Source organism: Thauera sp. 2A1 (assembly GCF_009469595.2).
Classification (GTDB): Bacteria; Pseudomonadota; Gammaproteobacteria; order Burkholderiales; family Rhodocyclaceae; genus Thauera.
Genome location: NZ_SSXV01000024.1, coordinates 1 through 24,363, shown reverse-complemented (window position 1 = coordinate 24,363; position 24,363 = coordinate 1). Strand labels below are relative to the sequence as shown.

Annotated in this window: 21 protein-coding genes; 16 read left to right on the top strand and 5 right to left on the bottom strand. The window is 63.5% G+C overall.

The window, feature by feature from the left end; all coding sequences use genetic code 11:
- Positions 1-16: 16 nt before the first annotated feature.
- The 14 genes from GH664_RS18190 (at position 17) to GH664_RS18125 (ending at position 16,997) form a co-directional block, all read left to right on the top strand.
- The gene (locus GH664_RS18190; RefSeq protein WP_153169507.1) at positions 17-922 is read left to right on the top strand and encodes a 3-hydroxyacyl-CoA dehydrogenase; all 906 of its coding nucleotides are present in this window, start codon (positions 17-19) and stop codon (positions 920-922) included.
- Positions 919-2,091 carry a thiolase family protein gene (locus GH664_RS18185; protein WP_153169506.1) on the top strand — a complete coding sequence of 391 codons (1,173 nt, stop codon included), beginning with the start codon at positions 919-921 and terminating at the stop codon, positions 2,089-2,091. The genes GH664_RS18190 and GH664_RS18185 overlap by 4 nt, the downstream gene beginning before the upstream one ends.
- A gap of 37 nt (positions 2,092-2,128) precedes the next feature.
- A complete protein-coding gene (locus tag GH664_RS18180) occupies positions 2,129-2,980 on the top strand; it encodes an SDR family oxidoreductase (RefSeq protein ID WP_153169505.1) in 852 nt (283 codons plus the stop codon).
- Between the two features lie 272 nt (positions 2,981-3,252).
- Positions 3,253-4,953: a DUF1302 domain-containing protein gene (locus GH664_RS18175; protein ID WP_153169504.1), complete on the top strand. Its 1,701-nt coding sequence runs from the start codon at positions 3,253-3,255 to the stop codon at positions 4,951-4,953.
- 26 nt (positions 4,954-4,979) lie between these two features.
- A complete protein-coding gene (locus tag GH664_RS18170; RefSeq protein WP_153169503.1) occupies positions 4,980-6,335 on the top strand; it encodes a DUF1329 domain-containing protein in 1,356 nt (451 codons plus the stop codon).
- A gap of 131 nt (positions 6,336-6,466) precedes the next feature.
- A complete protein-coding gene (locus GH664_RS18165; RefSeq protein WP_153169502.1) occupies positions 6,467-7,594 on the top strand; it encodes a YCF48-related protein in 1,128 nt (375 codons plus the stop codon).
- Positions 7,595-7,630: 36 nt separating this feature from the next.
- On the top strand, positions 7,631-10,078 hold the full coding sequence (locus tag GH664_RS18160) for an RND family transporter (RefSeq protein WP_153169501.1): 2,448 nt from the start codon (positions 7,631-7,633) through the stop codon (positions 10,076-10,078).
- A gap of 81 nt (positions 10,079-10,159) precedes the next feature.
- Entirely contained in the window at positions 10,160-11,125 is a 966-nt protein-coding gene (locus tag GH664_RS18155; protein WP_153169500.1) for a lactoylglutathione lyase, read from the top strand.
- Between the two features lies 1 nt (position 11,126).
- The gene (locus GH664_RS18150) at positions 11,127-11,963 is read left to right on the top strand and encodes an enoyl-CoA hydratase/isomerase family protein (RefSeq protein ID WP_153169499.1); all 837 of its coding nucleotides are present in this window, start codon (positions 11,127-11,129) and stop codon (positions 11,961-11,963) included.
- Positions 11,964-12,003: 40 nt separating this feature from the next.
- Positions 12,004-12,834 (top strand): SDR family NAD(P)-dependent oxidoreductase, encoded by an 831-nt coding sequence (locus GH664_RS18145; protein WP_153169498.1) that lies wholly within the window; start codon positions 12,004-12,006, stop codon positions 12,832-12,834.
- A 10-nt stretch (positions 12,835-12,844) separates the two neighbouring features.
- Positions 12,845-13,771 carry a zinc-binding dehydrogenase gene (locus GH664_RS18140; protein ID WP_153169497.1) on the top strand — a complete coding sequence of 309 codons (927 nt, stop codon included), beginning with the start codon at positions 12,845-12,847 and terminating at the stop codon, positions 13,769-13,771.
- Between the two features lie 26 nt (positions 13,772-13,797).
- Positions 13,798-14,754, top strand: coding sequence for a Rieske 2Fe-2S domain-containing protein (locus tag GH664_RS18135; RefSeq protein ID WP_153169496.1), 957 nt, complete (start codon positions 13,798-13,800; stop codon positions 14,752-14,754).
- The gene (locus tag GH664_RS18130; protein ID WP_153169494.1) at positions 14,751-15,794 is read left to right on the top strand and encodes an oxygenase; all 1,044 of its coding nucleotides are present in this window, start codon (positions 14,751-14,753) and stop codon (positions 15,792-15,794) included. Before GH664_RS18135 ends, GH664_RS18130 begins: the two co-directional genes overlap by 4 nt.
- Before the next feature lie 48 nt (positions 15,795-15,842).
- A complete protein-coding gene (locus tag GH664_RS18125) occupies positions 15,843-16,997 on the top strand; it encodes a multidrug effflux MFS transporter (protein ID WP_153169493.1) in 1,155 nt (384 codons plus the stop codon).
- Positions 16,998-17,063: 66 nt separating this feature from the next.
- Here GH664_RS18125 and GH664_RS18120 read toward each other — a convergent pair whose 3' ends face one another.
- The 5 genes from GH664_RS18120 to GH664_RS18100 all read right to left on the bottom strand — a co-directional run bounded on the left by GH664_RS18120 (position 17,064) and on the right by GH664_RS18100 (position 22,468).
- A complete protein-coding gene (locus GH664_RS18120) occupies positions 17,064-17,285 on the bottom strand; it encodes a hypothetical protein (protein WP_228111604.1) in 222 nt (73 codons plus the stop codon).
- A gap of 72 nt (positions 17,286-17,357) precedes the next feature.
- A complete protein-coding gene (locus GH664_RS18115; protein WP_153169490.1) occupies positions 17,358-18,941 on the bottom strand; it encodes an NAD(P)/FAD-dependent oxidoreductase in 1,584 nt (527 codons plus the stop codon).
- A 113-nt stretch (positions 18,942-19,054) separates the two neighbouring features.
- Positions 19,055-20,371 carry an amidohydrolase family protein gene (locus tag GH664_RS18110; protein WP_153169488.1) on the bottom strand — a complete coding sequence of 439 codons (1,317 nt, stop codon included), beginning with the start codon at positions 20,369-20,371 and terminating at the stop codon, positions 19,055-19,057.
- 93 nt (positions 20,372-20,464) lie between these two features.
- Complete coding sequence (locus tag GH664_RS18105; protein WP_018990641.1) at positions 20,465-21,034, bottom strand: aromatic-ring-hydroxylating dioxygenase subunit beta; 570 nt, start codon at positions 21,032-21,034, stop codon at positions 20,465-20,467.
- A 39-nt stretch (positions 21,035-21,073) separates the two neighbouring features.
- Positions 21,074-22,468, bottom strand: coding sequence for an aromatic ring-hydroxylating dioxygenase subunit alpha (locus tag GH664_RS18100; RefSeq protein WP_153169487.1), 1,395 nt, complete (start codon positions 22,466-22,468; stop codon positions 21,074-21,076).
- A 261-nt stretch (positions 22,469-22,729) separates the two neighbouring features.
- Here GH664_RS18100 and GH664_RS18095 point away from each other — a divergent pair, with 261 nt between their 5' ends.
- Together GH664_RS18095 and GH664_RS18090 are read left to right on the top strand one after the other, a co-directional pair.
- Positions 22,730-23,509: an SDR family oxidoreductase gene (locus GH664_RS18095; protein ID WP_153169486.1), complete on the top strand. Its 780-nt coding sequence runs from the start codon at positions 22,730-22,732 to the stop codon at positions 23,507-23,509.
- A gap of 69 nt (positions 23,510-23,578) precedes the next feature.
- On the top strand, positions 23,579-23,989 hold the full coding sequence (locus GH664_RS18090) for a VOC family protein (RefSeq protein ID WP_153169484.1): 411 nt from the start codon (positions 23,579-23,581) through the stop codon (positions 23,987-23,989).
- Positions 23,990-24,363: the final 374 nt, after the last annotated feature.

The window sequence follows — 24,363 nt, the reverse complement described above, 5'->3', positions numbered from 1 at the left end:
CAAGGAGGCAAGACAAATGCTCGACAAGAATCACAAGGTTGTGGTGGTCGGCGCCGGTCTGATGGGCACCGGCATCGCCCATGCGTTCGCGAGCAGCGGCTTCGCGACGCAACTGGTGGATACCAGCGCCGACGCACTCGCCAAGGCGGAGAAGAGCATTCACGGCATCCTCGATGGTGGCGTGAAGCTCGGAAAGCTCGTCGTGGATGTGGCCGACGCCGCCAAGGCGCGGCTTTCCACGAATACCTCATTGAAACAGGCTGCCGAGGGGGCTCACCTCCTGGTCGAGACCGTCTCGGAGAATCTCGCGGTCAAGAAGGCGGTGTTGGGCGAGGCGGTTCCCGTACTGGCCGCGAACGCGGTGATCGCGACCAACACATCGGCGCTCAGCGTCACCGAGATTGCAGCGTCGGTGCCGTGTCCCGAGCGCGTCATCGGCATGCACTTTTTCAACCCGGTGCACAAGATGAAGCTCGTCGAGCTGGTGCTCGGTATCGCGACCGACGAAGCCACCGTCGCGACAAGCCGCGAATGGTGCGACGCGATCGGCAAGACCTCGATCCTGGTGAATGAGTCCCCCGGCCTGACGACCAGCCGCATGTCCGCGATGCTGGGGAACGAAGCGATGTGGATGCTGCAGGAAGGCACTGCCAGCGCCGAGGACATCGACACCGCGCTGCGGATGGGTTTCAACCACCCGATGGGGCCGCTCGAGCTGGGTGACCTGACCGGTTGGGATACGCGCCTGTCGGTGCTGCGCTACCTCCATTCGACGCTCGGCGAGAAGTTCCGTCCCTGCCCGCTGATCATCAAGATGGTGGCGGCCGGCCGCTACGGGCGCAAGACCGGGCACGGAGTATACAAGTATGACGAGACTGGCCAGCGCGTTCCGGGCTCGGGCCTGAAGGCGAGCAATCTATGAGCGATGTCTTCATAGTCGAGGCCGTCCGCACGCCGGTCGGCAAGTACCGGGGGAGTCTGGCCGGCGTACGCGCGGACCACCTCGGCGCCCACGTCCTCAACGCCGTGGTCGAGCGCGCGGGCATCTCGGCGGGCGAGGTGGACGACGTCATCTTCGGCTGCGTCACTCAGGTCGGCGAGCAATCCGCGAACATTGCGCGCACCTCCCTGCTGGGGGCCGGCTGGCCGGATACGATTCCCGGCCTCACGATCGACCGCAAGTGCGGCTCCGGTGAGGCCGCGGTACACGTCGCCGCAGGACTGATCGCCGCCGGATCGGCGCAGGTCGTCGTGGCGGGCGGTGCCGAGAACATGAGCCGCGTGCGCATGGGCGGCAACCGCGAAATCTACGGCGATCCCTTCGGCTGGCTGGCTTCCGAGCGCTACGAGCTGACCAGCCAGGGTGAGGCGGCCGAACGGGTCGCTGACAAATGGGAATTGACCCGCGCCCAACTCGACGCCTTCGCGGTGGAGAGTCACCGCCGCGCCGCAGCCGCGGCCGAAGCGGGATATTTCCGCAAGGAGATCGCGCCGGTGCCTGTCGCCGCGCTCAAGGATCGGGACTACGTCGAGCCCGCGCCGGAAGTCTTCGCCGCTGACGAAACGATTCGCCCCGGCACCAGTGCCGAGAAGCTTGCCACGTTGAAGACCAGCTTTCGCGACAACGGCAAGATGACCGCCGGCAATTCGTCGCAGATTTCCGACGGTGCCGCGGTGCTGCTGCTGATGTCCGCAGAGGCGGTCGACCGGCTCGGCGTCAAACCCCGTGCGCGCATCCGCGCCTTCACCACGGTCGGCTCCGACCCGACGCTGATGCTGACCGGGCCGATTGCCGCAACCCGGAAGGTGCTCGCCCAGGCCGGGTTGAATGTCGAGGGCATTGATCTGTTCGAGGTCAACGAGGCGTTCGCGCCGGTGCCGATGGTATGGATGAAGGAGCTCGGTGTGTCGCATGACCGGCTCAACGTCAATGGCGGAGCGATCGCCCTCGGGCATCCGCTCGGCGGAAGCGGCTCGCGCATCATGACCTCGCTGCTGCACGAACTGGAACGGCGTGACGCGCGCTACGGCCTGCAGGCGATCTGCTGCGCGGGCGGCATGGGCACCGCGACGATCATCGAGCGCATGTAAGCGGGCGCCGCGGCAGGCAAACGACAGGAGACACGACATGAACATCGACCTTAGCAACCGGCGCGTAATCGTAACCGGCGCCTCACGCGGCATCGGGCGTGCGATCGCGCGTGCCTTCGCCGCGGAAGGTGCGCGCGTTGCGATCTGCGCACGCACTCCCGAAGCGGTCGAAGAGACTGGCAGGGAGCTTGCACAGCAGGCCCGGGCGGTCATCGCGCACGCGGTGGATGTGACCGACACGCCGGGTGTGAAGGCCTTCGTGGATGAGGTCGCCGAGAGCTGGGGCGGGGTCGATGTCCTCGTCAACAATGCCGGCCAGGGGCGGGGGGGGAATCTGGACACGCTCACCCCCGAGGCGATCCTCGAGCACGCCAACATTCTGCAGATGGGGCACTTCCGCTTCGTGCAGGCGGTGGTCCCGTACATGCGCCGGCAACGCTGGGGTCGCATCATCGAGATCAACGCGCTGGCCGGTGCGATCCCGACGCCGGACGGCATCCCGTCGGTCATCAATCGTGCGTCCTGCCTCGCGCTCTCCAAGTCCCTCGGGATGTCGCTCGCGAAGGAAAACATCCTCGTCAACTCGCTGAACATGGGTTGGATCGACACCGGCCAGTGGGAGCGCCATTTCAGGGAGGTCGGCCCCGGAGTCTCCCGTGAGGAGTTCAACGAGATGGTCCTCAAGGTGGTGCCGATCGGGCGTTTCGGCAAGCCGGAAGACGTGGCAGGCATGGCGCTGTTCCTCGCCAGCGAATACGCCAGCTTCATCAGCGCGGCCTCGATCGATATCGCCGGTGGGCTGCAGGGCCAGATCGCGTACTACCCGACACTCAAGCGCGATTTCACCGAAGCCGTGAAGCGGCGCAACGAGGGCTCGGCGACAGTCTGATTCGTCGGTGCCGACCCGGATCGGCGTGTGTTTTTATGATGTCAATGGAATTAATGGGCGGGCGGGTTGTGCGGGATACAATTCTAATAAGAGAATTTAAATCCGACTGTAGAATTATCATAAATTACTCGCTACAATCCAGTTGTGTGAAAACCCGCCGTACCGGGACACAGCGATCGATCTGAAAACAGGCCGGATTCGCCCTCCAATGAGGCGTGAAAAGACAAGGTCAGGGCGTCACGGTCATCGATATAACCAGAGGAGACAAATTCATGAGTAATGGGAGCAGGTCTGTCCGTACCCGGTTCGCGCTGCGAGGCGTCACTGCCGCGCTTGCACTTGCATGGGTGGGGGGGGCGTCGGCATTCGAGGTCGAAACCGGCAACCCGGACGTCAAGATGCGTTGGGATAACACGATCCGATATACGACGGGCGTGCGCGTCGAGGATCAGGACAAGAAGCTGATGCGCAATCCGATCTATGACGAGGGCGACAGCAAGTTCGATCGAGGCGACATCGTGACCAACCGCCTCGATCTGCTCTCCGAATTCGATGTCAGCTATCGCGGCAAATTGGGCGCCCGTGTGACCGGTGCAGCGTGGTACGACCATGCCTACGACGATCATTCGGTGACTGCGCCGACCGGCACTGCCACCGCCTATCGCAATGACAAGTACAACGGCACGGTCAAGCGCTACGTGAATGGTCCCTCGGGCGAAATCCTCGACGCCTTCGTCTGGACTAACCTCGATCTCGGCAAGGTGCCGCTCAACCTGAAGGTCGGTCGCCAGACCAATGTGTGGGGCGAAGGCCTGCTGATCGGTGCGCACGCAATCTCCTACGGTCAGTCCCCGGTCGACGGCGTGAAGGCCGTAACTAATCCCGGCATCGAGACGAAGGAAGTTTTCCTTCCGATCGGGCAGGTACACGCGAGCGCCCAGCTCACGGACAGCCTGACCGTCGTCGGGCAGTATTTCTACGATTGGGAACCGACCCGCGTGCCGCACGCCGGCACTTACCTGATGGGTGCCGACACCGCGCCGACGTCCGATAACCTTTCCTTCGGGATCGGCCAACTCAAGGCCTCGATCATCGACGCGAAGGAACCAAGCAAGCGCGGCAATTGGGGCGTGGGTGCGCGCTGGAACGTGGAGGCGATCGAGTCGACCTTCGGTGCCTACTACCGCAAGTTCGACGACTACGCGCCGGAACTCGGCGTGCAGCTCTCGGACTTCGTTCGCTTCGGTCCGGCCGTATTGCCCAGTAAGGCGCGCTTCCTGTACCCCGAGGACATCGAGCAATACAGTCTGAGTTTCTCGCGTGTGATCGGCGGCGTAAGCGTGGGTACCGAGTTGTCGTACCGCAAGAACGGGCCTCTGAATACGCCGGCGTCGCATACGCTCGACACCGGGGCGCGCGGGGACACCTGGCATGCGGTGTTGAATGGCGTCTATATGTTGCCGCTGACGCCGATGTGGGATACCGGGACCCTGATCGCAGAGATCGCATACAACCGACTCGATCGTGTGACCGAGAACGAGCAGCTGTATCGCAAGGTCGGCGCGGCAAGTTGCGTCAATTCGGCAATCGGACGCCCGGGGACCGGCACCAAGCGCGACGGCTGTTCAACCGACGATGCCTTGCAGCTCGCCGTCAAGTTCTCGCCGCAATATCTCAACATCTTTCCGTCATGGGACCTGACGGTGCCGGTCAGCATCAACTATGGGCTTTCCGGAAACGCGCCCTCTTCAGGTGGCGGCACAGAGGGTGAGCTGCGTTGGTCGATCGGTACCACCTGGACCTATGCGTCCAAGTACGAATTCGCCCTCAACTACTCCGACCGCACCCTGCCGGTGCGCAAGGGCGTAGTTGGCGGTGAGGAACGGATTACCGGCGGTGCGGCCCACAGCAACTCCTCGGTTGGTGTGATCGACCGTGGCTGGCTGTCCTTCACATTCAAGACGGCTTTCTGACAGGCCGCAAACAGGAGACGAGAGACATGAAGATGCGCAATTTCGTATGGGTCGCCGCGGCGGTCCTCTCGAGCCACGCGATGGCGGCGGTTACGGCAGAAGAGGCGAAGCAGCTCGGTGCGACGCTGACCAAGTACGGCGCGATCCAGGCGGGCAACAAGGAAGGGACGATCCCGGAATACACCGGAGGGCTGACCAAGGCTCCGGCCGACTTCAAGCCCGACAGCGGTTTCTGGGCGGATCCGTTCAAGGACGAAAAGCCCCTGCTCCGGATCGACGGCAAGAACTATCAGCAGCACGCAGACAAGCTGTCGGAAGGGCAGAAGGAGCTGTTGAAGAAGTACCCGAGCTTCTATATGGATATCTACCCGTCGCACCGTACGGCGTCGTATCCGGCCAAGATCCTGAACAACACGGTGCGCAATGCGACGACGTGCAATACCGCCAAGAACGGCCTTTCCGTCGAGGACGCGTGCCGGGGCGGTCTGCCGTTCCCGATTCCCAAGACCGGCTACGAAGTCATGTGGAACCAGCAGCTTCGCTACAAGGCCGATACGACGACCAAGTCGTCGCGCTCGTGGGTGGTGGACTCCAACGGCAAGGTGGTCATGGCGGCCCAGCAGAAGACGATGGAAGAGACGCCTTACTACCATGACGATCTGGACGGCCGCGACGCAAAGCTTTATTGGCGCACCTACTCGGTGACTCAGGCACCGATCCGCAAGGCAGGCGAGGCGACCGGCCTCTCGGATTTCCTCGATCCGACCGAGAAGCCACGCCGCGCGTGGAGCTACACGCCGGGACAGCGCCGCATCAAGCTCGCACCAGAGTTCGCGTATGACACGCCGGTCGCAAGCATGGGGGGCGTCACACTGTTCGACGAGCTCTTCGTGTTCTCGGGACAGATGGACCGTTTCGAGTTCAAGCTGGTCGGCAAGAAGGAGATGTACATCCCCTACAACGCCTACAAGCTTTATTTCGGTTGTGGCGTCGAAGAGCAGTTCATGGACAAGCACCCGAATCCGGCCTGCTGGCGTTGGGAGCTTCACCGCGTCTGGGTCGTCGAAGCCACGCTGAAGCCGGGCGTCCGCCATGTATACGCTAAGCGCATGTACTACTTCGACGAGGACACTTACGGCGCAGGCCTGTACGACGCCTTCGACCAGAGCGGCCAGTTGTATCGCTCGATCTTCAACTCGATGGTTCAGCTGTACGACGTCCAAGCGCCCTACACCGTGAAGAACGTGGTGTATGACTTCAATAAGGGCATGTACGCGCTGGTGAACGACGGCCTGGTGGGCGGTTACGGCGTCCTGAAGGCGCCGATGGCCAACCGCGAACTCAACCCCGAGGCAATCGTCGCGCAGGAAACCGCGCGCTGATCGTCAGCCCTCGTGTGGAAGAGGGCAGTGCGGCTTGCCGTGTAGCCCCTTCCGGTTCCGGCTCACTCTAGATAGATCCCCCGCACGGTGCTTGCCATGGGCGGGGGATGGCATCGGCAAGGAGTTGTCTCTTGAATCGCGTTAGCAGTTCGATCTCCCGTTGCAAGACCCACGGCCGGCGTCTGCGTCTGACCCTTGCGGCAGCGGTTCTCGGCGCCGCCGGCGTGGCGCTCGCCACCGATCCCGCCGTGCGCGACGTATTGGCCGTCCCCGCGGTGATCTCTCCCCAGTCCTTGCGGGGTGCCATGTCAGGTATCGCCAGCAAGGATGGGCGCGCCCTGGCCGTCGGGCCGCGCGGGGTCATTCTCTTGTCACGCGACGGTGGTCGGAACTGGTCCCAGATCGCCGCGCCGGTGAGTGCAGATTTCACGACCGTGCGCTTCGGGACGGGCGGCACCGCATGGGCACTCGGACACGATGCAGTCGTCCTGCGTTCCGATAACGGCGGGGAAACCTGGTCCCGGGTGATGGACGGTCATGCGCTCTTCGAGCTGCTCTCCAAACACTACGGCGCTTTGGCCAATGCGGGCAATGAAGAGGCTGGACGCGTGTTGCGGGACGTCGAGGTGGCGGCCGAGCAGTCTGCGACGCCGGGCGTGCTGGCCTATCCGTTTTTCGACATCAACGTAAATGAGCGTGGCGAGGGTTTTCTGGCCGGTGCTTTCGGTCTGCTGCTGCATACGACTGACGGTGGCACCACATGGGAGCCGTGGATCGAGCGCGCGGACAACGGGCGTCGCATGCACTTGTATGCCGTCGAACCGACCCCCGACGGTGGGGTGTTTCTTGCCGGAGAGCAAGGTCTGGTGCGTCGCCTGGATCGGGATGCGGCCCGGTTCAAGACCGTGGAGACGCCCTACAAGGGCACGTATTTCGGCATCACGGCAGGGCACTCGAAGCTGATCGCCTACGGGTTGCGCGGCAATGCCTATATCAGCCGCGATGGGGCAGCGAGCTGGTCGTCTCTCGCCATGGGCAGCGATGCGAGCGTTGTCGGGGCACTCGACCGCGGCGCGGGACGACTGGTGTTCGTGACCCAATCTGGCCAGGTTCTGCTGAGTAACGATGATGGGGCGAGCGTGACGGCGCTCGAGGTGCCACGCGGCGGGGAGGCATTTGCCGCTGCGATGGCCGGTCCGGAAGCGCTCCTGCTCGCCCGGGTCAATGGCGTTGATCTGATCCGTTTGCCCCTCCGGTAACGGCCTCTTCCGATACTGAAATTTGCGAGACACAGCATGGCAGGCCACAGCGAACAAAGAGTGATGCCGGTGATCCGGGACCTGAAGGATTTCGATTTCGGTTCCGGCAGCGTGCTCGAGCGCATCATCTTCAACAATCGCATCGTCGTGCTCCTGGCATGCCTTGTGGCGACTCTCGTACTCGGCTTCGCCGCGACGCGCATCCAGGTCAATGCCAATTTCGAGCGGATGATTCCGCTCGGCAGCCCGTACATCAAGAATTACCTGGATAACAAAAGCGAGTTGCCGGGTCTGGGCAACACGATCCGGATCGTCGTCGAGAACAAGTCGGGGGACGTCTTCGATCCCGGGTACCTCGACGTGCTCAAGAAAGTCAATGACGACCTTTACCTGATTCCCGGCGTCGATCGTTCGTGGATGAAGTCGATCTGGATGCCGATTGTCCGCTGGCGCGAGGTGACCGAAGACGGCATTACCGGCGGCGCGGTGATGCCCGCGAGCTTCGACGGCAGCGCGAACGAAGTCGCGAAACTGCGCGAGAACATCGGCAAGGCGGGCATCGTCGGCAGCCTCGTCGCGAATGACATGAAGTCGAGCATGATCGTGGCGCCGCTGCTGGATATTCATCCGAAGACCGGTGAAGCGCTGAATTACGGTGAGTTTGCGGAGGCTCTCGAAGCGAAGATCCGCACCTACGAGAGTGACAAGGTCGGCATTCACATCGTCGGTTTCGCGAAGATCGTCGGCGATCTGATCGCGGGCCTGCGCGAGGTGATGGTGTTCTTCGCGGTGTCAGTCGTCGTTGCCGCGTTCTTCGTCTATCTCTACACCCGCTGCGTGCGCAGCACGATGCTTCTTGTGACGGTCGCCGTGATCGGCGTGGTGTGGTTGCTCGGGCTGATGCAGTTGCTCGGGTATGAGCTCGATCCGTATTCGATCCTGGTGCCTTTCCTGATCTTCGCCATCGGGCTGTCGCACGGCGCGCAGAAGATGAACGGCATCATCCAGGACATTGGCCGCGGCACCCACAAGTACGTCGCGTCACGCTACACCTTCCGGCGCCTGTTCATGGCCGGTCTCACGGCACTGCTGGCGAACATCGTCGGCTTTGCTGTACTGATCATCATCGACATCCCGGTTATCCGCGACTTGGCCCTGACCACCAGCGTCGGCGTTTCGGTCCTGATCTTCACGAAGCTTTTCCTTATTCCGGTCGCACTCTCCTATCTCGGCGTCAGCGAATCGGCCATCCGGCATGCCACGGCGGACGACATGAGGGCGGGCGGCCGGCGTTCGTTGCCGGGGCGGATCTGGCACGGTTTGGACGAACTCACCGAGCGGAGGTGGGCGATTGCGGTCATCGCCATTGCCGCGATCGTGACCGTCGTCTCCGCAATCGTCATGCAGGACCTGCGCATCGGAGATCTGGATGCCGGGGCGCCCGAACTTCGTCCCGAGTCGCGCTACAACCGCGACAACGCATACATCACGGAACACTACGGGCTCTCGAGCGACCAGTTCGTGGTCATCATGAAGACCAGCGACGAAGGCTGTCGCCTGTATTCGAACCTGCAAAAGATGGACGGGCTGGCACAACTGCTGCGGCAGGATGCGGCGGTCCAGACGACGACCTCACTGGCCGAAACGGTGCGGTTCGTGACGTCGGCGATGTTCGAGGGCAGCGGCAAGTGGCTCACGATCAGCCGTAACCAGTCGATCACCGACGGCTCCGTGTCGGCAGCCGTGATCGCGACGCCGGATATCACGAACCAGAGTTGCTCCGTGTCGCCGCTGGTCGCCTACCTGAAGGACCACAAGGCGGATACCGTGGGACGCATCCTGCAGACTGCTGAAGCGTACGCGGCTGCCAACAATACCGCGCCCGATGCAAAGGAGCCGGTGCAGTTCCTGCTGGCTGCGGGCAGCGCTGGTATCGAGGCGGCGACCAACATCGAGGTACAGAAGAGCATCGTCACGATGTATCTCGCGGTCTATGGAGCAACGGCGCTGCTGTGCCTGATCACGTTCCGCAGCGTTCGCGCGACGATCGTCGCACTGATCCCGCTCGTCATCACCACGATCCTTTGCAAGGCGCTGATGGTCTGGCTCGGGATCGGACTCAAGGTCGCGACCCTGCCGGTCATCGCGGTTGGTGTCGGCGTCGGTGTCGACTACGCGCTTTATCTGCTAAGCGTGCAGATTGCCGTCCAGCGCCGCGGGGGAAGCTTGCGCGATGCCTATCGCAAGTCGCTCGATTTCACAGGAAAGGTGGTCGCGTTGGTGGGACTCACGATGGCTGCCGGCGTGATCACATGGGCATGGTCGCCGATCAAGTTCCAGGCCGACATGGGGATCCTGCTGACCTTCATGTTCCTGTGGAACATGCTCGGTGCCCTGATCCTGATTCCGGCGCTGTCGCATTTCATGCTCAACCCGCGCGAACCGAGCGGCGCGGGCGGAACTCTTTTGCGCGCGGCGGCCTGATTCCTCAAGAAATTCAAGAAAGCCGACATCGCCCGGGCGGGCGACTGGCGGACTAGACAGACCACAACTGGAGACAAGACGATGTTCGACCTCTTGCTGAGTGCCGACATGATGCTGCCTGATCCCGACGACATGGCTGCGCGGCTGGTGAACAAGCTCGGAGTGCATGGCCATCCGAACTGGCGTCAGGCGTTCGACGACCATCCCTACATCGCGCATTTCCTGCGCGTGCACAAGTCGCTGGCGGTGTCACCGACCCGGCTCGAACCGCAATGGCATCTGGATCGCGAGAATCCGGGCGACCCGATGTTCCATGAGTTCCTCGAAAGCCTGAAGGACTACCAGGGGCGCCATCGTCCGATGCTCACCCACTCGGTCGTGCTCGCGCTGCAAGGGCCGAAATTCGACGCCTTCGTCGACAAGCTGATGCGTCGCGGGTTGCCGTTCCGGATGGCCCAGCGCACGCCGGACATGCCGTTCGACCGGTTGTGGCTCGGCGCGACGCCCGAGCGGCCGCGTTACACCCCGGTGGTGGATGGCGGCCTGTGCATCGAGGTGATGCCGACCGAACCGCTGCAGATGCCGTCCGAGACATTCGCCGCGCAACCCATGCAGCCGCGCGACCCGAAGCCGGGCGACATGGTGCGCGTCAGCGCGCGCGGATTCCTCGTGCGCGATCTGGACGAGACGCTGCGCTGCTGTTCGAAGAATCTCGACTGGGAGCCAAGCGGCGAAGTCGAAGCGCTGCATCGCGAGGGATACCGCCGCGCGACAATGCCCTTTACGGTGGCCAACAGCGCCAGCCTCGACGTGATCCAGCCCAGCCGCTGGAACAGCGACGCGGGCCTGTACCTGAACAACTGGGGGCCGGGTCTTTACTACATCCGCATCGCAGTGAATGGCCTCAAGGCCAAGGCCGAGGACTTGCGCGCGCGCGGGACCCGTTTCCAATGGATCGAGGAGTCCGAAGCCGTCGGCGGCGGCGCGATGATCCGGATCGATCCGAGCGAGATGCGCGGGCAGCTCATCGAGTTCGAGGAGGTCTGACATGACATCCGACCTTGCGGTCAAGAACGCGGGGGCCGAGTCGATGGCGGTCCCGCTCAACGACGCCGTGGCCGTGGAGCGTCAGGGCAGCATCGGCTGGATAGTGCTGACCCGTCCGGCCCAGATCAATGCCATCAACGACGACATTCGCACCGGCGTTCCGCAGGCTCTGCGGGATCTCGAGGCAGACCCGTCGATCCGCGTGATCGTCATTCGTGGGGATGGCCCGCGGGGTTTCTGCGCGGGCGCCGACATCAAGGAACAGCGTGGCCCCGAGACCTCGATCGAAGTGCGCCGGCGCATGCAGGGCGCGCGCTGGGTCGAGGCGTTCGATGCGGCCGAGAAACCCACGATTGCGGCCATTCATGGCTATTGCATGGGAGGGGGCATGGAGCTCGCCCTCGCTTGCGACATCCGCTTTGCCACGCCCGACGCGGTTTTCAGTCTGCCAGAGACTGCCCTGGGCCTGATTCCCGGCGGCGGGGGAACCCAGCGCCTGCCGCGCGTGGTGGGGCCGGGCCGGGCGATGGACCTGCTGCTCACCGGTGACCGCCTGAGCGCCGATGAAGCGAAGGCGATCGGGCTGGTCACCCGGGTGGCGAGCGCGCCGGACAAACTGGTGGAAGAGGTGCGTGCCTTCGCGATGCGCATCGCCTCACGGGCGCCGGCGGCGACGCTGTGTGTGAAGCGCGCTGCGCGTGCCGCACTGGACGTCGACCTCAAGAAGGGGCTGGACCTCGAGCTGGATCTTTTCGCACTGCTCAAACCCAGCGACGACGCGCGGGAGGCGGCGATCGCCTTTCGCGAAAAGCGCGAACCGCGCTTTACCGGTCGCTAAGCGACGCGCTCCGCGCAGACAAGAATCAGGAGACATACAGATGAGCGAGCGAAAACTGGATGGCCGTGTCGCGATCGTGACCGGTGCGGCCGGCGGCCTCGGCGCCGAATCGGCCCGCGTGCTGGCGATGCACGGTGCGAGTGTGGCAATCACGGACATCGATCTCGACGGCGCACGCAAGGTGGCCGCCGAGATCGAGTCCGGTGGTGGGCGCGCGATTGCCGTGCGGGCAGACGTCTCGTCCGAGGCGGACGTCGCGGCGATGGTCGCGACGGTGGTGGAGCGCTACGGGCGAGTGGACGTCCTGTACAGCAATGCGGCGATTCTGAGCGTCGAGCAACGCCAGCGTGACCGCGACGTTGCCAACATGGACGTCGAGGCGTGGGACCGCGCGATGGCGGTGAATCTGCGCGGTGCGATGCTGTGCGCCAAGTATGCGATCCGCGAGATGCTCAAGCAGAAGAAAGGCTCCCTGATCTTCGCGACCTCCGGGCTCGGCGCCCAAGGCGACCTGTCGCTGTCGGCCTACGCCGCCTCGAAGGCGGCGCTGATGATGCTCAGCAAGTCGATTGCGACCCAGTACGGCAAGGAGGGCATTCGCTCAAACGCGCTGCAGATCGGCCTCGCGCCGGCGGAGAACGCCCACGGGAGCATGCCGCCGGCCGTGATCCAGATCATCCGCGACAACCACCTTACGCCCGATGTCGGCACCCCGCGCCAGATCGCCGACGTGGTGGCCTTCCTCGCGTCCGACGAGTCGTCCTTCGTGACCGGCACGACGCTGGTCGCCGATGGCGGTTTCTCATGCCACACGCCCTCGCTTGTCGCAATGAAGGCCCTCTTCGCGCAGACCGGCGCGAAGGGCATGTAAGGAGTCGTCGATGAAAGCAGCGGTCATCAGCGAGCGGGGTGCCGCTCCGGTCGTGCAGGAGTTTCCGGAACCGGCGCCCCAGGAAGGCGCCGTCCTCATCGACATGGACACGGCGGGGCTCGGGGGCTGGGACGTACTCGGCGCGTACCGGCTGGGCGTGCAATACCCGTGCGTGATCCGCGGCGAAGGCGTGGGCAGGGCATCGGACGGCCGCCGCGTGTATTTCGGCGAGCGCTCGGTGATGCCCTTCGGGGCGTGGGCCGAGCGTACGCTGGTGCCGACCGATGAAGTGTGGGGCGTGCCCGACGACGTCGACGACAAGACCGCGATCACGATGGGTATCGCCGCCACCGGCGCACTGGTGCCGCTCGAGCAGGCCAACATCCAGCGGGGTGAGCAGGTGCTGGTGCTCGGTGCGACCGGCACGCTCGGGCAGGTGGCGCTGCAACTCGCGCGCTATCTCGGCGCGGGCAGGGTCGTCGCGGCCGCACGCTCCGCCGAGACCCTGCAGCGCCTGAAGACGCGCGGGATTGCCGACGAAGTCGTGGCGCTCGGTAGCGAGAACGATGTCGCGGCGTTGAAGGACGCGGCGGGCGACGGTTTCGACGTCGTGCTCGATCTGGTGTGCGGGCAACCGCTGCTCAACGCCCTCAAGGCGACCCGATGGGGCGCACGCATCATGACGATCGGCACGGGTGCGGGGCGTCAGATCAATCTCGACATCGCCGATCTGCTTTTCCGCACGCTGTCATGCGTGGGTACGGGGCAGCGTCCGCCGGCCGATCGCCGCGCGATCTGGGAGCGACTGCTGCGCATTGCACACACAGAGAATATCCAGGTCGACTACGCCGACTATACGCTGGATCAGGCTGCCGAAGCCTGGGCGTCGCAGATTGCCGGGCCGCACGCGAAGATCACCGCGCGGATCAGGGGCTGACCGGCAAGGGGCAGGGGAGGCTGAGCATGGGACGATGGTGGGTGGTCGCGCTGTCCGAGGCGGTGCACGGTGACAAGGCGCTCGCGGTGACCTGCGAAGGCGAGCAACTCGCCGTGTTTCGCGACGGGAAGGGCGCCGTGTTCGCGCTGGAGGACCGGTGTCCGCACCGGCGTGTGCCACTGTCGCCCGGACCCGTGAAAGCCGGTGGTCTTCAGTGCCCCTACCACGGCTGGACTTTCGACGGCGCGACGGGCCTGTGCAATGACATTCCCAACCTGCGTCGCGATGAGCGGGTGCCGGCGCGTTATGCGGCGCGCGCCTTTCCGGCGGCCGAGGCGAACGGCTTCATCCACGTCTGGCGGGGGGCGGGAACGCCTGCTGCCGAATTGCCGGGCGCGTCGTATCGCGCGGCAGATCGCGAGCAGACCGGTTCAGCGGTGGCCAATATCGCGTTCGAGCAGTATCTCGACGTGATGCTCGACGGCCCGGAATGCCTGCTTTCCTTCCCCGGCGTACACATCACCGATTTCTTCCTCGGCGATCCGCGCCGCGACGGCGAGCATCTTGTCCTCGATCGAGGCGCGGTGTGGAAGGGCAAGGGAAATGGGCCGGCCTTCGTGCGAGACCATTCGCTGTGGGTACGTACTCGCGTACCGGTAACGGGCGGCGACATTCGCGTGGAACTCCTAAGCGCCGACGAAGATCCGCTCGTCACGATCTTCATCGCTGCCAGCGAGAACAGGCGCGGTACCACCAGTCTGGTCTGGCGCGGTTTTCGTCATGCCACGGCAGCGCCGCTGTCGTGGCGGTGGCGGATGGCGCGGGCGATCGGACGTGCTCCGTTCGCAATCTTCCCCCATATCGACGGCGCAGCCGTGGCGGCACTCGAAGTCGCACCGTCACGAGATCGCAGATTGGCGAAGACCGATGCGAGGACGCCGGCCGAGCGCGTGGTGCCCGTGCAGGAGAGGTGCGCAGTATGAGCGAAGTCCCGATGATGGATGCGGCAGGGCGCGAAGCGGAGGTGACCTCCAAGCGCGACTGGGTACCGATCAATCTCGATCTGCGCGACACCTGGTTTCCGGTCGCCTACAGTGCCGACATCGGCCAAGGGGCGGTACGCCGTATCGTCCATGCGCAGGACGTATATCTATGGCGCGATGGCGGGAGGTTATATGCGGCCGAGTTCCGCCCCGACCGCCTCGAGGCGATGCGCGCCGGTGCAAGTGCCTTCACGAACGGCTCCGGTTTCTATCCGGCCGTCGAGCGTTACGGGTATATCTGGGCGTGGTACGGAAACCCCGATAATGCGCACGAGGAACTGATTCCGAACATCCCCTTCCTGCCGCCCGATGGTCAGGGGATCCCTCGCTACACGCAGCGCGCGGTGCGCTTCGATGCGGCGTCGCCGCTGTCCGTCGAGAACCTCATCGATCTGACACATGCCGACTTCCTGCATGCCAACGCGATCGGTGACGGCCAGTCCGAGAACGATGTCGTCGAGGTCCATTCGACCTCCGAGACGGTGACTCGCATCCGTAACGTCACCCGCAAGTCGGTGGCACCGGTGATGCGCTGGATCGGAGGCGTACGCGCCCAATACCAGGATCTGCGCGCCGTGCTGCATGTCCATCTGCGCAACAACGTGTGCATCTCTTACCCGAATTTCACCCCGGGCTATCCGATTCCGAACGTGCAGCCCTTTGTACCAGTCGGCAAGCACCGTTCTCGCGTTGACCAGACGAACTACACCGTCCATGCGCCGGCACCGTTTCGCTGGCTGATGCCGCGCATCTCCTACGTGATCCAGCCACAGGACAACTCGGTGCTGCGCCCTCAGAACGCGCGCTATTTCGAGTCCACCGAACGCCGCGACCTGAGCTCGCGTTTCGACGGCCCCGGCAACCGCTACCGATTGCTGATGGTGCGTCTCGCCGAGAGGCAGCAGCGCGGGGATTTCGGCTATGGCGCCGACGCCGACCCGAGTGCCGACATTTCGGCAGTTCTCGGCATGCGGGGCTGATTTCTGCAATCCGGATACCGTCCCGGTACAAGGCAACTCGGCACGACCGTGATCCTGGCGGGCTTGGCGATGCTCGGCCCGTTTTCGATCAACACCTACCTGCCATCCTTCGGGGAAATGGCGGTGGTGCTCGGCACGGATCGAGTCGCGTTGCAGCAGACAGTGGCGATCTACTTCGCCGCCTTTGCCTTCATGGCCCTGTGGCATGGCACGATCTCGGATTCCTTCGGGCGCCGCCGCGTGGTGCTGGCCGGTCTGGTCGTCTATGCATTGGCGTCGCTCGGATGCGCGCTTGCGACACAAGTGGAGCAGTTGTGGGTTCTGCGGGCACTCCAGGGCTTTTCGGCGGGTGCCGGGATCGTGATCGGTCGCGCCGTCGTCCGGGACCTGCATGAAGGGCCGCGTGCGCAGCGCATGATGTCGCAGGTGGTGTTGATGTTCTCGATCGCACCTGCCGTCGCTCCTTTGGTGGGCGGCTGGTTGCAGGTCGCGCTGGGCTGGCGCTCCGTATTCGTGTTCCTGTGCCTGCTTGCCACCAGCCTGCTTGTCGCCGTGTTTTTCGGATTGCCGGAGACCCTGCCAGCCTCGCAGCGTCACCCGTTCAATCCGGCGGGTGTGCTTCGCGGTTACGCGTCCGTGCTCGGAAACGCGCGCTTCATGAGCTGGGCACTGGCGTATGCCTGCATGTTCGGCGGCTTCTTCCTTTACGTCCTGTCTGCGCCGGTGTTCCTGATGGAGCACCTTGGCCTGGGCGAGACCGATTTCCTGTGGATGTTCGGACCTGCGACGGTGGGGCTGATGTTGGGCTCCGCGCTTGCGGGCCGCCTTGCGCAGCGCTGGTCCACGGCATCCACGCTGAAGGCCGGCTTCGCGATCATGGCTGCCGCCACTCTCTGGAATCTCGCCGTGTGCCTCGTCGAACCCGGCGGCACGGCGTGGTATGTGGCGTATCTCCTGTTCTTCAATCTGGGCATGGCGGTGATGATTCCAACGATCACGGTGCGCGGCCTGGATTGCGTACCGGAGCGCCGCGGCACCGGCTCATCGGTTCAGCTGTTCATCCAGACGGGATTCAACGCCTGGATTGCCGCGGTGCTGGCGCCACTGATGTGGAATTCGCTGCTGTCCCTCGCGCTGGGAGCCGCCGCTCTCGCCCTGTGCGGCGTCCTCGGGGTGGTCGTGGCGGGCCGCCTGTCCAGCTGAAGATCCGAGGCCTATCAAGGAGAGGGGCGCCCCTTTACTGCTGCGCTATGTGCGAGCGACCGCGAATCAGCTTGATCTTGCGGCGTGGCGGTAGCCCCGAAACAGGATCAACGGCATCCGCAGCAGCGTCCGCCAACCGAGCAGCTGCAGCGCCTGCCAGCAGTCTTCGGGGCGGATCAGGATGGTGGTGGCCATCGAGCCCATGACCTTGCCCTTCATGACCAGGGTGTCGTCCTTTCGCTGGATGGACTTCACTTCGACCATCTCCACGCCTTCCTTGCTGAACATCTTCACGGCTGCCGCTCTCCATCACGTTGGACGTGACCGCAACCGCGCGACGCGGTCGCGGCGTTCCACGGGTCAGTTTTCGATGAGGTCGTCGAAATCCATGCCCAGGTCTTCCAACACCACCTGTGCCGCATTGCGTCCGGACGCTGCGGTGACTCCGCCCCCCGGATGGGTGGACGCGCCCGCCATGTACAGACCTGCCACCGGCGACTTGTACTGCCCGTAGCCCGGGGCAGGGCGGTTGCCCGCGATCTGCCAGTTGTACGAGCCGAAGTGCAGGATGTCCGCACCGATCATCGCGTTGTTGTGGCGCTCGATATCGAGCGGTGTGAACCACGAGAAACCGATGATGTTGTCGTCGCCCATATTGGTCGTGAGCTTGCGCAGGTCGTCGAGGAATCCGTAAGCGATTTCCTTGCCGATCTCGTCCCAACGCTGCGGGCCGCCCTTTACGTTGTAGGGGCAGAACGCGTACATGTTGAGCACACGCTTGCCCTCGGGTGCCCGCGTCTTGTCATAGACGTCCTGCATCACGTAGGCGACGAAGTCGCGGCGCGGGATGCCGTATTCGAGATCGGAGAAGGCGCGTGCGAACTCCTCCCAGTCGGAGTGCGAACGCTCGACCCAGAAGAAATCGTCCACCGCAGGACCGACCTTGTACTGCGGCGCCTCGTGCAGCGCGAGGTGCAGGTTGAAGGGCTGGAAGCTGTTGCGTTTCAGCCCCCGAATCCGCGGCTCGAATCCTTCCGGCAGATTTGCGCCCGGCACCATGTGCGGGAACACCTGTTGCACGTGCATCGTCGAGATGACGCCTTTCCTCGCGATGATCTCCTCGCCCGATTCGAGCACGACGCCCGTCACCTTGCTGCCATCCATGCGCATCTGCTTGACGGGTGCATTGACGCGTACCGCGCCGCCATGCGATTCGAAGCACTCCCGCAGCTTGTCCGCGAAGGCGCCCGAGCCGCCGACGGGAATGCCGACACCGTAGCGGTGCATGAAGGGCAGAATGATGTAGAAACCGAATCCCGTGCCGTTGTTGAACGGGTTCATCATGGCTTCCGAGGCATAGCGGGCCAACGCGATGCGCACCTTGGGGTGCTCGAACCATTCGCAGATGAAGTCCCATGCGCTCATCGACTGGGTTCGCATCAGCGATTGCCCGACCACGCTCTGCTCCATCATCACGGCTTGCGCCCCCGCGTTCGGGGGTGCATGGAACATGCCCATCACCATCATGTCGAGGTTCTGGAAAACCTCCTTGTTGAAGCGCCGGTAGGCTTCCGCATCCTTCTGCGAGAATTTTGCGATCGCTTGGGCAGTCTGCTCAAGGTCGGTGTAGAACTCGAGCGTGGTCCCGTCGTCGTAGAAGATCGCAGTCATCTTGTCGGGGTTGATGTACTTCAGCCCGAACTTCGATTTCAGCTGCAGTTCGTCGTTGCGCAGCAATGGGTTGGCCTGCAGCAGGGTGTGTGCGACCGAGCAGACGTCATGCTTGAAGCCCGGCGCCGTCAGCTCGCGCGTCATGACGCCGCCGCCGACCTTGTCGTTTTTCTCGACGACGCATACCTTCAGTCCCGCCTTCGCCAGGTAGCACGCGGCCACCAGACCGTTGTGGCCACCACCGGCGACCACGATGTCGTATTGTTCGCTCATGGATATCTCCCGTTATCGGTTCCATCGTCGGGCGTGAGGGCGCCCGCCGCGCTATCGCGGATAGCGCGGGATGTCTTCCTCTCATGCTGCGGGCACCGTGAAGCGCCCCCGGATCAGAGTGCGGTCTCGGCGTCCGCCTGTTTGAACATGGCGTTGATGTCGCCCGAAGTGACCGGTTTGCCGGCTTCCCGCTTCGGTGCCGCGCCCCCCATGCCTTGCGTGGGCGAGGTGTCGATGCCCTTGGCGCGAGCCTGCGCGCGCAGCGCGCCTACGGTGCAGTTCTCGCGGCCGAGGATCGCGAACGGGTCGTAGCTGTATTCGCGCATCACGTTCCGGTGAGTGACCTTGGCGATGGTCTCGTCGGGGAGGTGCCTGAAGCTCCCCCACACCACTTCCGGAGAATTCGGCCAGGTGCAATCGGAATGCGGGTAGTCGCATTCCCAGCCAACCATGTCTTCACCGATGTGCTTCAGGTTCTGCAGGCCGAAGTCGTCCTCGATGAAACACGTGATGATGTGCTCCTTGAAGATTTCGCTCGGCTTCTTGCCGCCGAAGCTGGCATTCGTCCAGGCCTTGTGATGCCGGTGGGTGAAATCCGCGCGCTCGAGGAGGTAGGGAATCCACCCGATGCCGCCCTCGGAAAGCGCCATCTTCAGCGTCGGGTACTTCCTCCACATTGGAGCCCAGATCCAGTCGGCCGCCGAGTTCGCGATCGAGATCGGCATCGAAGTGATCCACGCGTCGATCGGCGACAGGTCGGAGGCGTGCTCGGCCTTGACGCCGGTGCCGATGTGGCAGTTGATGACCACCGCGTTGTCCGCGCAGGCCTTCCACACCGGGTCCCAGTACGAATCGTGGATCGATGGGAAGCCATGCAGGGCGGGGTTGTCGGAGAAGGAGATCGCGTGCACCCCGTCCTTCGCCATGCGGTTGATTTCGGCGGCGGCGGCCTGCGGATCCCACCAGGGAATCAGCGCCATCGGGATGAAGCGACCCGGGGCGGCGTTGCACCAGTCGTGCAGGTGCCAGTCGTTGTAGGCCTGGATGGCGGCGAGCGATACGTCGCGCGCGTTCTCGTACTGCTGGAAGCGCTGCCCCGCGAAGCCGGGGAAGGTCGGGAAACACAGCGAGCCGAGCACGCCATTGGCGTTCATGTCGTCGACGCGCGCCTGGACGTCCCAAGTGCCGCGCCTCATGTGTTCGTAACCGAGCGGCTCCATGCCGTACTCTTCCTTGGGGCGACCGACGACCGAGTTGAGGCCCATGTAGCCGGTTGCCCGTCCTTCGAAAACCCACACGTCACGACCCTTATGCTTCTCGATGTGAGGCTCGCGCCCCTTGAAGCGGGCCGGCATGTGGCGCGCAAAGGCGTTCGGGGGTTCGATGGCGTGGTCGTCGATGCTGACGAGGATGAGTTCTTCAAGTTTCATCGCGTGTTGTCTCCGATTCCGCCCTCGCATGCCGCGCACGTGGCCGAGCGGCATGCAGGCGGTATGTTTGTGGTAGTGGTCGCCGTTGCGCGTCTAAAGGATCACGCCCAGGTTGGGGGTGCCGATGACGACTTGGTCGAGCAGGATCTCGCGGCGAGCGAGTTTCAGCGCGCCATCCTCGCGGCGCAGAATGTCGTGGCGGACGCAGGGGATCAGGTCGAAGTAGTCGAAATCGAAACGGCTGCGTGTGAGGAGCAGATAGCTCTCGACCTTCAGGTCATCGCTGTCGTCGATTCGGTAGACGCGTACGTTCGTGACCAGACGCTTGATGCGCGATGGCGGATCCTCGCCCCAGGCGCTCTTGGTGTCGGTAATGCGCTTGACCCGCATGAGCATCGAGCCGTAATTCTCGTGCAGGTGCTGGACGTTGCGCGAATAGGTCTGGTCGAACTGTGACGTCGAACGCGTGTGGCGCAGGGGCGCGTTGTATTCGAGGTCCTTGGTGAGCAGCTCCGCCCATTCGCCGAGGCGCAGGTTGTCGAGCATTTCGGCTTCGTCGTAGAGGAAGTCGAGAACCTCGTTGTAGGTATCGCTGCCGGAGGGAATACGGTTCGCCTTGATCGAGGGCGGCAGCGGAGTCGGTTCGAGCAGTTGCTGAAGCATGGAGGTCTCCTGAAATAGGGGTAGTTAGTCGCGCTGTGATCAGTTCTCGGCAGTCATCAGTTCGTACCAGTATTCCCACCAGCGCCACTGGGTGTCGTCCTTCGTGAAGCCGTCGCCGACATCGCCCGGGCCCGGCCAGCCTTCGAGCCTGTTGTTCTCGTACATCGACTGATACTTCATCGTGATGTGCTTGCTCACGGCACCCTTCGCCGCGAGCGTCTGGTGCGGCCAGGTGTCCGAATCGTCCTGCTCGACCATCCCCGAAGTGCCCAGGAGTTGGACGCCAAGGCGCAGCATCTTGGCCTTCAGTTCCGGCGGAGTGTCCTTCTCGGCCAGGATCCAGTTCACGAATTCCAGCTTGTCCGGCCCCTTCGGGACATACGCATGCAGCGCCATGACCCCGATCACGCCATCGGGCGAGGGGATGTAGACGAACTCGAACAGCCCGTTGGGAAAGAAGTTGCCCACCTGGGGCGGACGCCAGGCCATGACGCGCAGCTGGTCATCGCTGAAGCGACGGAGCACTTCCGGCAGCATCTCGGGCGTGATGCCCGGCGGGGGCAGCGCCTCGAGTTTCTCCTTGATCGACAACTCGCTCGGGTCCTTCCCCGTCAGGCGTCGGATCTTGCGGTCCAGCTCGATGCATCGCATGGTATGTGCGTGCGCGGTGTAGACCTCGGTGCCGTACATCTCCGGCGTCAGATCGCCGCCACCACCTTCGCTGCCGGGCTTGCGATAGGGGCCCACTTCCGACAGCCAGCGGTGCAGGGTCAGCACATGGAATCCGTCCGACGCCGACTGCTCGCAGGCGGTCTTCCAGTTCGCACGGATCGTGAAACGCTGCGGGGGGCCCAGCACTTCCATGCCCTTGTCAGTGCGGCACCAGAGCGTGTCGAAATACCATTTCGCATCGCCGAGGAAGTCCTCGAAGCTAGGGCCCTCGATGTTCCATGTCGCGAAGACCAAGCCGCCATAGATCGCGACGCGCGCCTTCTTCAGGCCAAGTTCCTGCTTGGTCATCATCTTTCCGTGCATGCATTCCTTCTCGACCGGCGCGCCGATGAAGTCGCCGTTCGGCTTGAATGCCCAGCCGTGGTAGATACAGACGTGAGTCATCGTGTTACCCACGTCGTGGGTCGAGATCTTCATGCCCCGATGGGGGCAGACGTTGAGGGAGACGTGCACCTCGCCGTCCGCCCCGCGTGCCATCAGCACGGAATCCGATCCCATGTCGCGGACAACGAAATCGCCCTTGTTCGGGATTTCGGTTTCGTGCCCCAGGAATACCCAGGTCTTGGCGAAGATGCGCTCCATCTCGAGCTCGAACAGTTCGGGATCGGAAAGCGCCCGCATCTTGACTTCGCGGGTTTCGAGGTTGATCAGATCGGAAAGCAGGGTGCCGTCCGAGAGTTTGGGGTTCGATTTTCTGTCCATGTGGTCCTCCTCCTTGAAGGTCGTCCGTTCGTCTGTGCTTGAAAACTGAACATAAACACAAAAGATGTATAATTTAAGCGGAGTATCCTACCGTTGCTCACGGTGTGATTTGATCTATGTCAACAAAATGGCCGGTGGTGCCCCTCGACTAAACGCGAGATGCGCAGGCTTGTGTGGCTTTGTGGAAGTTGAACACTTTTCCCGTAAAGTGGATCAATGCCGTCCCTGCGAGGCAAGTTCAAGACGTGGCAGGAGAGCTGAATGGATTTCGGAATCAATGGACGTCGGGCGATCGTGTGCGCCTCCTCGCGCGGCCTTGGAAAAGCCTGTGCCTTGGCGTTGGCGCGGGAAGGCTGTGCGGTCATCCTCAATGGACGTGACGAGGAGCGCCTGAGCTTGGCGGTAGACGAGATCGCGCGGGAGACCGGAGTGAGGCCCGCCACCGTCGTTGCCGACCTCGATACCGAGCGAGGGCGGCAGCTTCTGCTTGCCGCGTGCGATGAACCGGACATCCTGGTCACTAATAACGGCGGGCCCGCGCCCGGCAGGATCGAGGATTGGGATCACGCAGCGTGGCTGGGCGCCATCGAAGCCAACATGCTGTCCGGGATACTCCTCATCCAGGCCGTCGTGGGGGGAATGCGGAAGCGCAAGTTCGGGCGCATCGTCAATATCACCTCCGCGATGGTGAAATCGCCGCAGCTCCCGCTCGGGCTTTCGACTGCCGCGCGCACCGGATTGACGGCCTTCTCCAAGGCGCTATCGCGAGCCGTCGCGCGCGACAACGTCACGATCAATAACCTGCTGCCGGAGCGGATCGAAACCGACCGGCTGCGCTACATGATCGAACAGCAGGCGACGAGAGCCGGGTGCAGCTTCGAGGAGGCCCGGCATGACATGCTCAAGCCCGTCGCTGCAGGCAGATTCGGCCGCCCCGAGGAGTTCGCCGCCGCATGTGCGTTTCTGTGTTCAATGCAGGCTTCCTACATATCGGGACAGAACTTGCAGGTGGACGGTGGAAGCTACAGCGGGCTCATGTAAGAGCGCTCACCCGCTGCAAACCACGGCGTCCGGCCGCCTTACAGAATTCAACCTCCGTCGGAGCAATTCATGATCACGCGAATGGACCACTTCACGATCGTTACCGATCGCCTCGATGTGACGCGTCGCTTCTACACGGAACTGCTCGAGATGGAGGAAGGGCCGCGTCCGCCTTTTCCCGTCCCAGGCTGCTGGCTCTACATATCGCAGCAACCCGTGCTGCACGTCATCAGTGTCAAAGAGATGCCCGAGCCGCGTCGGGGCGTTCTCGACCACATGGCATTTCGTGCCGAGGGACTGGTGCGCACGCTGAATCGCCTGGATGCCGCCGGCGTCAGCTACCGCATCATTCGCGCGCCGGGCGAACTGCACACGTGGCAGGTCTTTTTCATGGATCCGAACGGGGTTGAAGTCGAACTCGACTTCGACCCATCCGAAAGCGGTCCCCATGATTGGAAAACGCGGAGGGCGGCGATTTAATTGGGGCGACTGGAACTCAAGCACGAGCGACTAGCCCGAACTTTGCCCCCAACAACTCAGCAACCCGGGGTTCGACACTTAACCCCGATTTTCGCCCCTTTTCGGAAAGTGCCTTCAGCACCGGCGCGGGTTTCAAGGCCATGATCGCAAAAGTGCTGTGGTGGCACGTTTGTAACAGTTACCGTCAAACTTGACGAGGCCTTGTGCCTGGTTAGAGTGGCGGCATGCACGTCAAGCTCACCACCTCCGGAGGCCGCCGCTACGTCCAGCTCGTCGAGTCCTATCGGGACGAAGTGGGACGGGTGAAGAAGCGCACCGTCGCCACGCTCGGCCGTGCCGAGCAGGTCGATGGTTCGCTCGACGCGGTGATCAAC

Coding starts and splice junctions, on each gene's coding strand:
- GH664_RS18105 (WP_018990641.1), bottom strand. CDS start 21,034: ATGCTTCAGCAACTGCTCGAACCGACTCCGCTGCCGCCCTCGATCAAG.
- GH664_RS18100 (WP_153169487.1), bottom strand. CDS start 22,468: ATGGACAGAAAATCGAACCCCAAACTCTCGGACGGCACCCTGCTTTCC.
- GH664_RS18110 (WP_153169488.1), bottom strand. CDS start 20,371: ATGAAACTTGAAGAACTCATCCTCGTCAGCATCGACGACCACGCCATC.
- GH664_RS18140 (WP_153169497.1), top strand. CDS start 12,845: ATGAAAGCAGCGGTCATCAGCGAGCGGGGTGCCGCTCCGGTCGTGCAG.
- GH664_RS18160 (WP_153169501.1), top strand. CDS start 7,631: ATGGCAGGCCACAGCGAACAAAGAGTGATGCCGGTGATCCGGGACCTG.
- GH664_RS18150 (WP_153169499.1), top strand. CDS start 11,127: ATGACATCCGACCTTGCGGTCAAGAACGCGGGGGCCGAGTCGATGGCG.
- GH664_RS18190 (WP_153169507.1), top strand. CDS start 17: ATGCTCGACAAGAATCACAAGGTTGTGGTGGTCGGCGCCGGTCTGATG.
- GH664_RS18170 (WP_153169503.1), top strand. CDS start 4,980: ATGAAGATGCGCAATTTCGTATGGGTCGCCGCGGCGGTCCTCTCGAGC.
- GH664_RS18155 (WP_153169500.1), top strand. CDS start 10,160: ATGTTCGACCTCTTGCTGAGTGCCGACATGATGCTGCCTGATCCCGAC.
- GH664_RS18130 (WP_153169494.1), top strand. CDS start 14,751: ATGAGCGAAGTCCCGATGATGGATGCGGCAGGGCGCGAAGCGGAGGTG.
- GH664_RS18135 (WP_153169496.1), top strand. CDS start 13,798: ATGGGACGATGGTGGGTGGTCGCGCTGTCCGAGGCGGTGCACGGTGAC.
- GH664_RS18145 (WP_153169498.1), top strand. CDS start 12,004: ATGAGCGAGCGAAAACTGGATGGCCGTGTCGCGATCGTGACCGGTGCG.
- GH664_RS18175 (WP_153169504.1), top strand. CDS start 3,253: ATGAGTAATGGGAGCAGGTCTGTCCGTACCCGGTTCGCGCTGCGAGGC.
- GH664_RS18115 (WP_153169490.1), bottom strand. CDS start 18,941: ATGAGCGAACAATACGACATCGTGGTCGCCGGTGGTGGCCACAACGGT.
- GH664_RS18180 (WP_153169505.1), top strand. CDS start 2,129: ATGAACATCGACCTTAGCAACCGGCGCGTAATCGTAACCGGCGCCTCA.
- GH664_RS18095 (WP_153169486.1), top strand. CDS start 22,730: ATGGATTTCGGAATCAATGGACGTCGGGCGATCGTGTGCGCCTCCTCG.
- GH664_RS18185 (WP_153169506.1), top strand. CDS start 919: ATGAGCGATGTCTTCATAGTCGAGGCCGTCCGCACGCCGGTCGGCAAG.
- GH664_RS18120 (WP_228111604.1), bottom strand. CDS start 17,285: ATGTTCAGCAAGGAAGGCGTGGAGATGGTCGAAGTGAAGTCCATCCAG.
- GH664_RS18090 (WP_153169484.1), top strand. CDS start 23,579: ATGATCACGCGAATGGACCACTTCACGATCGTTACCGATCGCCTCGAT.